We start from the raw sequence: 12,604 nt of genomic DNA, 5'->3' as shown, positions 1-12,604 counted from the left end.
AGCCTGTTCCCGGGTCGCGCTGCGCTTACCCGGGCTACGGGTAACGCGCCGTCTGTGGTTCCGGCCAACTCACCGTCGTCTGCGGTGTGCTTCCCCGGTGGCGCTGCGCTTACCCGGGCTACGGGTTCATCATCGTCTGCGGGCCGGTAGCCCGGGTAAGGCGTTTACGCCGCAACCCGGGGATACGCCGGGATGAATGCATCGGTGCGGCTTCTTCCTGGGTCGCGCTGCGCTTACCCGGGCTACGGGTTCATCATCGTCTGCGGACCGGTAGCCCGGACAGGCGCGTCAAGCGCCGCCTCCGGGGAAGCAGGATGCGATGCAGTGAGAGATTATCCCTCCCCGTTTTCATCCATTTTCCTGCCAGAAGTGATCTCGCTTGCAATGTGAGATAAATCCTTGCCGTCAGGCGACATCTGCAACGTTTCAAAGTTGTTAAAACTTCCATTGTGTTCTAGAAACAACTTGTAACATCCTGATTACCCTACCTGTGGAACACAATGATGAATAATTCAGGGAAATACCTCATCTGGACACTGCTCTCCGTTATCGGAGCCTTTGCCCTGGGCTATATCGCGCTAAACCGGGGTGAACAGATTAACGCGCTGTGGATTGTCGTCGCGGCAGTCTGCGTCTATCTGATCGCCTATCGCTTTTACGGCCTGTATATCGCTAAAAACGTGCTGGCTGTCGACCCGACGCGCATGACTCCGGCGGTGCGTCACAACGACGGCCTCGACTACGTTCCAACCGACAAGAAAGTGCTGTTCGGTCACCATTTTGCGGCCATTGCCGGCGCGGGGCCGCTGGTTGGTCCGGTGCTGGCGGCGCAGATGGGCTATCTGCCGGGAATGATCTGGATCCTCGCGGGCGTGGTGCTGGCCGGAGCGGTACAGGACTTTATGGTGCTGTTCGTCTCCACCCGTCGCGACGGACGTTCGCTCGGCGAGCTGGTGAAAGAGGAGATGGGCCCGACCGCCGGGGTACTGGCGCTGGTGGCCTGCTTTATGATCATGGTGATTATCCTCGCGGTACTGGCGATGATCGTGGTGAAAGCGCTGACCCACAGCCCGTGGGGCACTTACACCGTGGCCTTTACCATCCCGCTGGCGATTTTCATGGGGATCTATATTCGCTATCTGCGCCCCGGGCGCATTGGCGAGGTGTCGGTGATTGGCCTGGTGATGCTGGTGTTCGCCATCATTTCCGGCGGCTGGGTGGCGGAAAGCCCGACCTGGGCGCCGTGGTTTGACTACACCGGCGTACAGCTCACCTGGATTCTGGTGGGCTACGGGTTTATCGCCGCGGTGCTGCCGGTCTGGCTGCTGCTGGCGCCTCGCGACTACCTCTCCACCTTCCTGAAAATCGGCACCATTGTCGGTCTGGCGATTGGTATTCTGATTATGCGCCCGACGCTGACGATGCCGGCGCTGACCAAATTTATCGATGGCACCGGGCCAGTATGGAGCGGCAGCCTGTTCCCGTTCCTGTTTATCACCATCGCCTGCGGCGCGGTTTCCGGCTTCCATGCCCTGATTGCCTCCGGCACGACGCCGAAGATGCTGGCTAATGAAGGCCAGGCCTGCTTTATCGGCTACGGCGGCATGCTGATGGAGTCCTTCGTGGCGATTATGGCGCTGGTGGCGGCCTGTATTATCGACCCGGGCGTCTACTTCGCGATGAACAGCCCAATGGCGGTGCTGGCCCCGGCGGGCGTGACCGATGTGGTGGCGTCGGCGGCGCAGGTGGTGAGCAGCTGGGGCTTTACCGTAACCCCGGATACGCTTAATCAGATTGCGACCGAAGTGGGGGAACAGTCGATTATCTCCCGTGCGGGCGGCGCGCCGACGCTGGCGGTGGGCATGGCCTATATTCTGCACGGTTCGCTGGGCGGCCTGATGGACGTCTCCTTCTGGTATCACTTCGCGATTCTGTTCGAGGCGCTGTTTATCCTGACCGCGGTGGATGCCGGCACGCGCGCGGCGCGCTTTATGCTGCAGGATCTGCTCGGGGTGATTAGCCCGGGCCTGAAGCAAACCAGCTCGCTGCCGGCGAACCTTCTCGCCACGGCGCTGTGCGTGCTGGCGTGGGGCTACTTCCTGCATCAGGGCGTGGTTGACCCGCTTGGCGGCATCAACACGCTGTGGCCGCTGTTTGGTATTGCCAACCAGATGCTGGCGGGGATGGCGCTGATGCTCTGCGCGGTGGTACTGTTTAAGATGAAGCGCCAGCGCTATGCCTGGGTTGCGCTGCTGCCGACCTCCTGGCTGCTGATCTGTACCCTGACCGCGGGCTGGCAGAAGTCGTTCAGCACCGATACCAAAGTGGGCTTCCTGGCGATTGCCAACAAGTTCCAGGCGATGATTGACAGCGGCAATATTCCGCCGCAGTACACCGAGTCGCAGCTGGCGCAGCTGGTATTTAACAACCGTCTGGATGCCGGGCTGACCATCTTCTTTATGGTGGTGGTGGTCGTGCTGGCGCTGTTCTCGATTAAGACCGCGCTGGCGGCGCTGAAAGAGGACAAACCGACGGCGAAAGAGACCCCTTACCAGGCGATGCCTGCTGATGCTGATAGCCTGGTGACCCAGGCGAAACGCGCCCACTAAGCCATGACGTTATCGCCCTCCTTTGCGAGAAGGGGGGCGATGATGGGAGTTGAAAATGTTTGATACCCTTTCGAAAGCCGGAAAATATTTAGGCCAGGCGGCGAAAATGATGATCGGCGTCCCGGATTACGACAACTACGTGGAGCACATCCGCGCGACCCATCCGGAACAAACGCCGATGACCTATGAAGAATTTTTCCGCGAACGTCAGGACGCGCGCTACGGCGGTAAAGGCGGCGCGAAGTGCTGTTAACCCTCTTTCGGCAGATACAGGCTGATCTGCTCCTGGGTGCAGCCGTATATTGCCGCCAGCTTTTCGCGGGTGCGCTTTTGCGGGCGGGAATCGATAGCTTCTAGCTGGGATACCGCCGACTGGCTAATCCCGAGCTTATTGGCCACCTCCTGCTGCGACAGGCCGCGCAAAATGCGCCAGGCCGCCTGCAGGCTGACTTTCTCTTTATCCATGATGTCGCAGACGTCACCCGGCAGCATCACGTTGTCGTAGATATCGTGTTCTACCGGAATATCTTCAAGATCGGCTTCCGTTTCATCATCCAGCTCGGCTAGCTGCAAACACATCTGGAAGTATTCGTCGTAGGGGATCACCGCGTACTGCGCTTTCCCTTCATCATCCTTAATTATCTGAACAGCCATATGGCATATTCTCCTCATGCAAATAGGTTGTTGAGGTTCTGCGCTTAACGGACACGATAAACAGGTCGCTCAGCGTCAGCCCCTGACATGTGAAAATGAACCGATAATCCCCTACCCGAAGACGGTAATGATTCTCTGGTTTAGATAACTTTCTGACATCGGGCCGAGGAGCCGTACGGTCACCTAAATCAGCTAGCCTGCTTTTGATTCTCTGCTGATAGCGATAATCGATATTTGCCAGTTCCTTTTTTGCCACTTTTGACCAGATGAGCATGCTATGTACCTCCACTGTACACCTCAGTTGAACATAAGAAAATAATAAGTTTATAAGATAAGTTTGTTATTTTCTTATGAGGGTACCCTAACGCAGAATCGTCTTCTGGCGAAGGCAGAAACATCGGCTTTGCGAGGCGGCTCGAAAGCGCCTCCGCCGGGCGGCAGAGGCGAATAAAACGGGGGATTAACCGGCGAAACGTTCGACCTTCTCAAACGCCGCGCGCAGGGTTTCAGCGTTCAGTTCAACCGGCAGAAAATGGATGGACTCCACCGGGCGCAGGGTATGGGCAATCACCTTATCCAGCTGTTCGCGGTTGTTGATGTCCACCTCCAGCGCCGCCAGCGTAGTCGGCAGATTAAAGCGCCGGTACGCCTGCACCAGCTGCGCCAGCACGTCGTCCTGGCCGAGCAGGGCGCTCTGGACCAGAATGCCGTAGGCGACTTTGGTCCCGTGAAGATACTTCTCGGTCTGCGGCAGTACCGTCAGCCCGTTGTGCACCGCGTGGGCGGCGGCGACGCGGGTATAGCGCTCGCCCAGCCCGCCGACCATACCGCCGCCGGCGATAACCGCATCCACCACGTCGCGAAACGCCTGGGTCAGCTCGCCGCGCTGCTGGTCGGCCAGCGCGGTTTCGCTGCTTTCCAGCAGAACATCGCGGATCGCCAGCGCGCCGTTGATACCCAGGCGCACGGTGAGCGGCAGCGTCTCCGGCTGCGGAGCCAGCACCACCGCTTCATACCATTTCGCCAGCGTATCGCCGATGCCCGCCAGCAGATATTCCGCCGGCGCGTTAAGAATAATGTGCGGCTCCACCAGCACCAGAAAGTTGGCGTCGTCGAAGATTTCAAACTGCAGCGCCTGACCGGCATCGTTATACCACACCGACAGCGGCGTCCACGCCGCGCAGGTGGCGGCGATGGTGGGGATGGCCACCACCGGCAGGCCGAGGCGACGGGCCAGCGCCTTCGCGGTATCGAGCAGCGCGCCGCCGCCCACGCCAATCACCACCGACCGATCGTCGCCGGATGCGCGGGCCAGCTCGCTGACGTCGCTTTCGCTGCAGTGGCCTTTAAATAATATTTTTTTGGCGCCAGGCGCGTTAAACGCTGCCGGCAGGAAAGCCTGCGCGCCCGCGATAGCCCGCTCGCCGTAAACCCACACCGCGCGTGAAAGCTGTTCTTCGCTGTAAAAATCCTGCAGCCGGGCAAGGCTGCCGGGATGGGAATAGTAGTTGGCGGGGCCGGGGACCACGCGGATATCGCTGTGACTCATCAATGCTGTCCTTGTGCTGTTTCGCTAACCTGATGTTATGTCTGGACATCCGGATGGCTAATATTATTTCGCTTTATCTTATGCCTTTTATGCATTTGTCAGTCAAGGAGAGCTATGAAAAATTCGTTAAATCAGAACATTAATCGACAGGGTGCAGGGGATGACCGGCAATCGCCTTGAGATGCAAAATATTAGCCTGGCCTTTTCCGGCTTTCGGGCGCTCAGCAACGTGGCTTTCACCCTGACGGGGGGATCGGTGCATGCGCTGACCGGCGCCAACGGCGCGGGTAAGTCCACGCTCATGGCGGTGCTGTGCGGCACGCACGCCCATTACGAAGGCGAGGTGGTGATTAACAACCAGTCGGTAAGTATTCGCTCGCCGCGCGATGCCAAACAGCTGGGGATCCATCTGGTGCAGCAGGAGGTTGACGTGGCGCTGGTCCCGGGCCTGAGCATCGCGGAAAACATCATGCTCGACAGGCTGGCGGAGCCGGGGATCGCCTTCCGCTGGGGGCGGCTGCGCCAGCTGGCGCGCGAGGCGCTGGCTCAGCTTGACGTCAGCCTCGACGTACGCCGCTCCATCGACAGCTGTACGCTGGCGGAAAAACAGCAAATCCTGCTGGCCCGCGCGCTGTCGCATCACTGCCGCTTTCTTATCCTCGATGAACCGACCGCGCCGCTGGACCAAAACGAAAGCGAGCGCCTGTTTGCGGTGGTTCGCCGTCTGCAGCGGCAGGGCATTGGTATCGTGTTTATCTCGCACCGCATTCATGAATTAAAAGCGGTCTGCGACACCCTGACGGTGCTGCGCGACGGACGGCTGATTGAGAGCGGGCCGATGGCCGATCTGAGCGGCGAGCAGATCGTCGAGAAGATGCTCGGGCATGAGCTGAGCGATATCTTTCCGCCGAAGCGGCCGCCGCATAGCGATGAGGTGCTGCTACAGGTTGAAGGGCTGCACGACGAAGGGCTGCTGCAGGATATCTCGTTGCGTCTGCGCAAGGGGGAGATTCTGGGGATCGCCGGGCTGGCGGGCGCCGGGAAAACCGAGCTGTGCAAGGCGCTGTTTGGCGCCAGCAAAAGCCGTTTGACCCGCGGCGAACTGAACAGCCAGCCGTGGCGACCGCGCGACCCGGCGGACTCGGTGGCGCGCGGTCTGGCGCTGGTGCCGGAAGAGCGGCGCAAAGAGGGCATTTTTATCGAAGAGCCGGTGGCGATGAACCTGGCGGTCAGCGCCGATAGCAGCTTCTCCCGCTGGAGCCTGTTTGGCCATCGTCAGGCCTGGCGCTGGGCGGAAGAGGTGATCGCCCGGGTGGGCATTCGGACATCGGGTCCGGCGCAAACCCTGCGCCGTCTCTCCGGCGGCAATCAGCAAAAAGTGGCGATAGGCAAATGGCTGCGCGGCAACGCCAACGTCCTGATTTTCGATGAGCCGACCAAAGGGGTCGACGTCAAAGCCAAAACGGATTTATTCAACGCGATCGACGGCCTGGCGCGGGAAGGCAAAGGGGTGATTTACGCCTCGGGCGAGTTCGCCGAACTGGTCGGCCTGTGCGATCGCATCTGCGTGCTGTGGGACGGGCGCATCGTGGCGGAAATTCCGGGCGCAGAGGCCCGGGAAGAGAACATTCTTTATTACTCCACCGGAGGAGCAGCAGCGTGAGTAAGGCCCTGGCAGTTAACGCGACGGTATCGGGCCGTCAGCGATTTTTCGATTTTCTCTACAAATGGGGCATGTTGCTGACCGTCGTCCTGCTGATCGCCGTTTTTGGCCTGGCGTCGGACAACTTCCTCGACCCGTTTAACATCATCAACATCCTGCGTTCCATCGCCATCGTGACGGTGATCGCCATCGGCGTATCGATATCGCTGACCATCGGCGGTTTCGATTTATCCGTGGGCTCCACCGCCTCGCTGGCCAATGCGCTGGTGATTTCGCTGTTTGTCTGGCACGGCTTCGGCACCACCGAGGCGATCCTTATCACCCTCGCGCTCTGTACCTTAGTGGGGCTGTTCAACGCGTTTCTGATCGTGATCCTGCGTATTCCCGACATGCTGGCGACGCTTGCCAGCCTGTTCGTGATTCAGGGCGTGGCGATGACCTACAGCTACGGCGGGTCGATCACCGAAAACATGGTGCTGCCGAGCGGCGATATGGCGGAAGGCGTGATTCCGGCGGCGTTCGGTTCGCTGGGGCAGGTGCCAACGATAGTGATCATTATGCTGGTGGTGACCGTTATCGCTCAGCTGGCGCTCTCTTTTACCACCCACGGACGGCGGATGTACGCCATCGGCGGCAACCCGGAAGCGGCGCGCCTCTCCGGCCTGCGCATTACCCGTTACAAAGTGGCGGCGTACGTCATCGCCTCTCTGCTGGCGGGGCTCGGCGGCATTCTGCTGGCGTCGCGCATCGGCTCATCGCAGGTGAACGCCGGCGGCGGCTACCTGATGGATGCGGTGGCGGCGGCGTGGATTGGCTTCTCGCTGGCCGGTTCCGGTAAGCCGAACGCGCTCGGTACGCTGGTGGGGGCGGTAATTCTGGGCGTGCTCTCCAACGGCCTGGTGATGCTCTCGGTGCCCTATTACGCGATGGACATTATTAAAGGGCTGGTGCTGGCTGGCGCGCTCGCACTGACCTATTTTCAGCGCCGCATCTAATATTTTACACGTCATTCTTCAAATTGCAGGTGTGTTGGCTGCGTTCACTCACCCGAATCACATACTTATGTAAGCTCATCGGGATTCGTTTACTTGCCGCCGTCCTGCAATTCGAATTATTTAGGGTAACAAAAAGGAAACACTATGAAAAAGATAACGTTTTCACTCATCGCGCTGGGGTTGTTCAACGCTGCGGCGGCCTTTGCTGAAACCCCGACGCCGCTTCCGGCTGCCATTGCTGAACACAGCGGGCCGATTCGCATTGCGGTGATCCGCAACCTGGGCTCCGACGATAACACCACTCAGTTTGTCTCCGGAGCGATCCAGGAGGGGAAAAAGCTCGGCTTTAAAATCAGTACCTTCCTCAGCAACGGTGATGACGCCAAATTCCAGGACTTCGTTAACCAGGCGATTAGCCAGAAATACGACGGCATTATCCTTTCTCAGGGGCGCGATCCCTACGCCACCGCGCTGGTGAAAAAAGCGGTGGACGCCGGGATCAAAGTCTCGGTCTTCGATACCGCGGTAAACGGCCAGATCCCGGGCGTCACCGTCACCCAGCAGGATGATGCTTCGCTGACCGAGCTCTCCTTTGGCCAGCTGGTGAAAGATTTCAACGGCAAAGCCAATATCGTCAAACTGTGGGTCGCGGGTTTCCCGCCGATGGAGCGCCGCCAGGCGGCCTACCAGACGCTGCTTAAACAAAACCCCGGCATCAAAGAGCTGGAATCCATCGGCGCGGTCTCTTCCGACGTGCAGGGCGATACCGCCAACAAGGTCGGCGCGATCCTGGCGAAATACCCGAAAGGTAAAATTGATGCCATCTGGGGAACCTGGGACGCGTTCAGCCAGGGCGCCTATAAAGCGCTGAAAGAGAACGGCCGCACTGAGATCAAACTCTACAGCATCGATATTTCCAATCAGGATCTGCAGCTGATGCGCGAATCCGGCAGCCCGTGGAAGGTGAGCGTAGCGGTGGATCCGAAGCTTATCGGCGCTACCAACGTGCGGCTGATCGCCAATAAGATTGCCGGGGAACCGACGCCTGCGACCTACGACTTTAAGGCGGCGGCGATCCCGCAGGCGCTGCTGGCGGCGCAGCCGGGGGCGGTTAACGTCGCTTCGCTGGGTAAAATTATCCCGGGCTGGGGCCAGACCGAAGACTTTATCGCTCCGTGGTTCGCTACCCTGGAAGCGAAAAACAAATGAGTGTTTTGCCAACACCAGAATACAGCCGCAATATGCGGCTGATCGGGCATAGCGATCAGGGAGGACGCCCGGACGGCGTTCAGCTGATGGTCCATCGTGGTTTTGCCTATATCGGCCATATGGTCTCGCAGGGCTTTTCCGTGGTGGACGTGCGCGACCCTAAACATCCGCAAACGGTCAACTACATCGCCGCGCCGCCCGGTACCTGGAACGTCCATTTACAGGCGCACGACGATCTGCTGCTGGTGATCAACGCCCGGGATCTGTTCGCCGATGCCCGCTTCGCCGACGAGAAGGTGTACTACACCCGTTCGGTGGGCGAGACGGTCAGCGACGTACGGGATAGGGGCTGGAGCGCCGGGCTGCGGATTTTTGATATTTCCACTCCGGATAAACCGCGAGAGATCGCTTTTCTGTCGCTTAACGGCATCGGTATCCACCGAATCTGGTACGTCGGCGGACGCTGGGCCTACGTTTCCGCGCTGATTGACGGCTTTAGCGACTACATTTTCCTGACTATCGACCTGGCCGACCCGCGCAAGCCGGAGGTCGCCGGGCGCTGGTGGCTGCCGGGGATGAACCAGGCGGCGGGGGAGACCGCGCAGTGGCCGGAAGGTAAGCGCTATGCCCTGCATCACGCGATTATCGCCGGCGACACCGCCTACGGTAGCTGGCGCGACGGCGGCCTGACCCTGCTCGATGTGCAGGACCGCACTCAGCCGAAGCTGATTAGCCACCGTAACTGGAGCCCGCCGTTTGGCGGCGGCACCCACACCGCGCTGCCGCTCCCGGATCGGGATCTGCTGGTGGTGCTTGATGAGGCGGTGCTGGATAACCAGCAGGATGGCGAGAAGCTGATCTGGCTGTTCGACATTCGCGACCCGACGAATCCGGTGAGTATCGCCACTTTCCCGCAGCCGGACGAAGCTGACTACGTGGCGAAAGGGGCGCACTTTGGCCCGCATAACCTGCATGAGAATCGTCCCGGCAGCTTTGTCAGCTCAACGCTGATTTTCGCCACTTATCAGAACGCGGGCGTTCGCGCTTACGATATTTCCAACCCTTATCGACCGGTGGAAACCGGGGCGCTGGTGCCCGCCGCGCCGGCGAAAATGATGGATACCCGCCCCGGTCGCCCGCGGGTGATCCAGTCCTGCGACGTGTTCGTCGACGCGCAGGGAATTATTTACAGCACCGATTATAACGGCGGGCTGTCGGTGATTGAGTATCTGGGGTAGGGGATTGTGGGTTGTTGCCTTCCCGGGTCGCGGCGTAAACGCCTTACCCGGGCTACCGGATCGCAGATGGTGGCGAACCCGTAGCCCGGACAGATGCGAAGCATCGCCTCCGGGGAAAGAGGCACATACCCGGAGGCGGCGCTTGACGCGCCTTACCCGGGCTACCGGATTGCAGACGGTGGCGAACCCGTAGCCCGGACAGATGCGAAGCATCGCCTCCGGGGAAAGAGGCACATACCCGGAGGCGGCGCTTGACGCGCCTGTCCGGGCTACCTGATCCCAGACGGTGGTGAACTCGTAGCCCGGCTAAGCGCAGCGCGAGCCGGGAAAGGCTGGACGGAGATTCAACCGTACTGGCGAATTCGCGCAATCAGCTCATCCACGCTGTCGATGCGATCGGCAATCACAATCAGCGCTTTACCCAGGGTGATGGCGTGGCGCAGGCATTCATGGCGCATGGCTTCGTCCTGGATAGTATCGATATCCGCCACGTGCGACAGCCCGACGCTGCGGCGAATCAGTTCGGTGCCGCAGAAGCCCACCGCGTCGGCCCACACTTTCTTCAGGAACGCGGAGGCATAGCCGGGCCAGGCCAGCGCGGCGTCGCGGGATCTCTCCGCCGCCAGCGCCTGAAAACGCTCGGCAAAGGTGGTCCAGAACTGCTGGATATCGCTGAGGCGCTGTTCGCGAGCGGCGGCGGCATCGCGAATGCCCAGATGCCCCGGCAGACCGCAATAGTTGAGCAGCAGGTTGCCGATGGCGGTGCCGATATCGAAGCCAATAGGGCCGAAAAAGCCGAATTCGGCGTCGATGGCCTTAAAGCTGCCTTCGGCGACGAAAATCGAGCCGCTGTGGATATCGCCGTGCAGCAGCGCTTCGGCATGGGAAAAGAAGCGATGCTTGAGCGCGGCCACCGCCAGCTTCAGCTGGGCATCGTCGCGCAGGGCGGCGACATCGGCTTCCAGCGCGGCTGGATAGCTGTTGCGCTCGTGAACCTGATACGGGTCGTTAAAGAACAGATCCTCGGTGATTTCGCACATCTCGGGATTAATAAATTGCGCCACCTGGGCCTTTTTCTCATGAGGATGCAGATAAAAGTCGCTGGTGTGAAACAGCGTCTGGGCCAGGTATTCCCCCAGCTGGCTGGCGGCCTGGGGGTAGTAAACGTTGTTGATCAGCTCCCCGCGCCAGATGCGGTGATCGGAGAGATCTTCCATCACCATCACCGCCAGCTCGGGATCGAAATGCACAATCCGCACCGTGTGTTGCGGGCAGTGCTGATAGTGAGCCACCAGGGTTTGTGCTTCAAGGCGCGCGCGGTCAAGGGTCAGCGGCCAGGATTCTCCCACGCAGCGCACGTAGGGCAGCGCCTGCTTAACGATAATCCGGCTCACGCCCCTGATATCGAAAATTTTAAACACCAGGTTGAGGTTGCCGTCGCCCACTTCCTGCGCGGACACCAGTTCTGACGGATTGTCGATACCGCCAAATTGTTGGGCGTAAGCCACCGCATCGCTGGCCGTGAAAGTATGGTATTGCGACATTGCCTCGATCCTCAAAATTCTGATTAAGCCGTTCAGACGTCTATACTTCTGGATTTCATCCTGACACAATGTGATACAACAACGCAACAGGGATTTAACTAAATGCAGACACTACAGACCACCAGCCTGCGGGTAAGCGAAAATCAGCTCTTTATTCTTGACCAGCAGGCTTTACCGCAGGAAAAACGCTGGCTGGCGGCGGATAACGTGGCGCTGCTGGTGGACCATATTCACGCCCTGCGGGTACGCGGCGCGCCGCTGATTGGCCTGTCGGCCAGCCTGCTGCTGGCGCTGCTGGCGCAGCGCGGCCTGACCCGCGAGGCGCTATCTGAGGCGCTGGAGACGCTGCGCGCCGCGCGTCCGACGGCGGTAAACCTGATGAATAATCTGGATCGCATGAAGCTGGCGCTGGCGGAGGAGCGCTTTCCACAGGCTCTGGAAGCGGAAGCGCTGCGCCTGATCGAAGAGGATAAACAGCTTTGCGCCAGCATCGCCGAGGCGGGCAGCGCGCTGGTGACGCCGGGCAGCCGCCTGTTGACCCACTGCAATACCGGCGGCCTGGCGACGGCGGGCGTCGGCACCGCGCTGGGGGTGATTGCGCTGGCGCATCAGCAGGGAAAGGTGGCGAACGTCTGGGTGGATGAAACGCGCCCGCTGTTACAGGGCGGACGTTTGACCGCCTGGGAGCTGGGTGAACTGGGCGTGCCGTATCGGCTGATTACCGATTCGATGGCCGCCAGCCTGATGGCGCAGGGCCAGGTCGACGCGGTTTGGGTGGGCGCTGACCGTATTGCCGCCAACGGCGATGTGGCAAATAAAATCGGCACCTATTCGCTGGCGGTGCTGGCGAAGTACCATCAGATTCCCTTTTACGTGGCCGCGCCACAGACTACCCTGGACCGCCATTGCCCGAACGGCGCGGCAATCCCGATTGAGCAGAGGGCGGCCGCCGAAGTCACCGGCGTCGCCGGCAGCTTTGGCGCGGTGCAGTGGGCGCCGAAAGAGGCCGCCGTTTATAATCCGGCGTTTGACGTCACGCCCGCGGCGTTAGTGAGCGGCTGGGTGCTGGACAGCGGCGTGGTGAACCCGGAGCAGGTCGCCGCCGGGGCGTTTGCGCCAGAAAAGGCCTGAACCTGAGCAAAA

The 12,604-nt window shown here is 60.3% G+C and carries 12 protein-coding genes; 8 read left to right on the top strand and 4 right to left on the bottom strand.

The features are described from left to right. The 3 genes from FQK12_RS27450 to FQK12_RS07750 all read left to right on the top strand — a co-directional run. The coding region (locus FQK12_RS27450; RefSeq protein ID WP_146295684.1) for a hypothetical protein at window positions 1-196 on the top strand (196 nt) is incomplete at its 5' end. A gap of 307 nt (window positions 197-503) precedes the next feature. Further along, entirely contained in the window at window positions 504-2,609 is a 2,106-nt protein-coding gene (gene cstA, locus FQK12_RS07755; protein WP_014228363.1) for a pyruvate/proton symporter CstA, read from the top strand. A 55-nt stretch (window positions 2,610-2,664) separates the two neighbouring features. Further along, the gene (locus FQK12_RS07750; RefSeq protein ID WP_004130340.1) at window positions 2,665-2,862 is read left to right on the top strand and encodes a YbdD/YjiX family protein; all 198 of its coding nucleotides are present in this window, start codon (window positions 2,665-2,667) and stop codon (window positions 2,860-2,862) included. On the opposite strand, the gene FQK12_RS07745 is transcribed toward FQK12_RS07750, so the two are convergent. From FQK12_RS07745 to FQK12_RS07735, 3 genes are all read right to left on the bottom strand, one after another. After that, entirely contained in the window at window positions 2,859-3,263 is a 405-nt protein-coding gene (locus FQK12_RS07745; RefSeq protein WP_004100084.1) for a helix-turn-helix domain-containing protein, read from the bottom strand. The genes FQK12_RS07750 and FQK12_RS07745 overlap by 4 nt on opposite strands. Further along, a complete protein-coding gene (locus FQK12_RS07740) occupies window positions 3,244-3,537 on the bottom strand; it encodes a type II toxin-antitoxin system RelE family toxin (RefSeq protein ID WP_014228364.1) in 294 nt (97 codons plus the stop codon). Before FQK12_RS07740 ends, FQK12_RS07745 begins: the two co-directional genes overlap by 20 nt. Before the next feature lie 186 nt (window positions 3,538-3,723). After that, window positions 3,724-4,812, bottom strand: a complete 1,089-nt coding sequence (locus tag FQK12_RS07735; protein WP_014228365.1) for an oxidoreductase — start codon at window positions 4,810-4,812, stop codon at window positions 3,724-3,726. 160 nt (window positions 4,813-4,972) lie between these two features. Between FQK12_RS07735 and FQK12_RS07730 the strand changes: the two genes are divergently transcribed. The 4 genes from FQK12_RS07730 (at window position 4,973) to FQK12_RS07715 (ending at window position 9,917) form a co-directional block, all read left to right on the top strand. Continuing rightward, complete coding sequence (locus tag FQK12_RS07730) at window positions 4,973-6,475, top strand: sugar ABC transporter ATP-binding protein (protein WP_014228366.1); 1,503 nt, start codon at window positions 4,973-4,975, stop codon at window positions 6,473-6,475. Beyond that, window positions 6,472-7,470 (top strand): ABC transporter permease, encoded by a 999-nt coding sequence (locus tag FQK12_RS07725; protein WP_014228367.1) that lies wholly within the window; start codon window positions 6,472-6,474, stop codon window positions 7,468-7,470. The genes FQK12_RS07730 and FQK12_RS07725 overlap by 4 nt, the downstream gene beginning before the upstream one ends. Before the next feature lie 144 nt (window positions 7,471-7,614). Next, complete coding sequence (locus tag FQK12_RS07720; protein ID WP_014228368.1) at window positions 7,615-8,679, top strand: sugar ABC transporter substrate-binding protein; 1,065 nt, start codon at window positions 7,615-7,617, stop codon at window positions 8,677-8,679. Beyond that, window positions 8,676-9,917, top strand: a complete 1,242-nt coding sequence (locus FQK12_RS07715; RefSeq protein WP_004848703.1) for an LVIVD repeat-containing protein — start codon at window positions 8,676-8,678, stop codon at window positions 9,915-9,917. Before FQK12_RS07720 ends, FQK12_RS07715 begins: the two co-directional genes overlap by 4 nt. A 344-nt stretch (window positions 9,918-10,261) precedes the next feature. Here FQK12_RS07715 and mtnK read toward each other — a convergent pair whose 3' ends face one another. Continuing rightward, window positions 10,262-11,461, bottom strand: coding sequence for an S-methyl-5-thioribose kinase (gene mtnK, locus FQK12_RS07710; RefSeq protein WP_014228370.1), 1,200 nt, complete (start codon window positions 11,459-11,461; stop codon window positions 10,262-10,264). A gap of 102 nt (window positions 11,462-11,563) precedes the next feature. Here mtnK and mtnA point away from each other — a divergent pair, with 102 nt between their 5' ends. Then, window positions 11,564-12,592, top strand: a complete 1,029-nt coding sequence (gene mtnA, locus FQK12_RS07705; RefSeq protein WP_014228371.1) for an S-methyl-5-thioribose-1-phosphate isomerase — start codon at window positions 11,564-11,566, stop codon at window positions 12,590-12,592. The last annotated feature ends 12 nt before the right edge of the window (window positions 12,593-12,604 follow it).

It is taken from the genome of Klebsiella sp. ME-303 (assembly GCF_007910085.1).
GTDB classification, from domain to species: Bacteria; Pseudomonadota; Gammaproteobacteria; order Enterobacterales; family Enterobacteriaceae; genus Klebsiella; species Klebsiella michiganensis.
The sequence above is the reverse complement of the archived record's forward strand: the minus strand, read 5'-3'. Positions and strand labels throughout refer to the sequence as shown.

Coding starts and splice junctions, on each gene's coding strand:
- FQK12_RS07720 (WP_014228368.1), top strand. CDS start 7,615: ATGAAAAAGATAACGTTTTCACTCATCGCGCTGGGGTTGTTCAACGCT.
- cstA (WP_014228363.1), top strand. CDS start 504: ATGAATAATTCAGGGAAATACCTCATCTGGACACTGCTCTCCGTTATC.
- FQK12_RS07740 (WP_014228364.1), bottom strand. CDS start 3,537: ATGCTCATCTGGTCAAAAGTGGCAAAAAAGGAACTGGCAAATATCGAT.
- mtnK (WP_014228370.1), bottom strand. CDS start 11,461: ATGTCGCAATACCATACTTTCACGGCCAGCGATGCGGTGGCTTACGCC.
- FQK12_RS07750 (WP_004130340.1), top strand. CDS start 2,665: ATGTTTGATACCCTTTCGAAAGCCGGAAAATATTTAGGCCAGGCGGCG.
- FQK12_RS07715 (WP_004848703.1), top strand. CDS start 8,676: ATGAGTGTTTTGCCAACACCAGAATACAGCCGCAATATGCGGCTGATC.
- FQK12_RS07745 (WP_004100084.1), bottom strand. CDS start 3,263: ATGGCTGTTCAGATAATTAAGGATGATGAAGGGAAAGCGCAGTACGCG.
- FQK12_RS07730 (WP_014228366.1), top strand. CDS start 4,973: ATGACCGGCAATCGCCTTGAGATGCAAAATATTAGCCTGGCCTTTTCC.
- FQK12_RS07735 (WP_014228365.1), bottom strand. CDS start 4,812: ATGAGTCACAGCGATATCCGCGTGGTCCCCGGCCCCGCCAACTACTAT.
- mtnA (WP_014228371.1), top strand. CDS start 11,564: ATGCAGACACTACAGACCACCAGCCTGCGGGTAAGCGAAAATCAGCTC.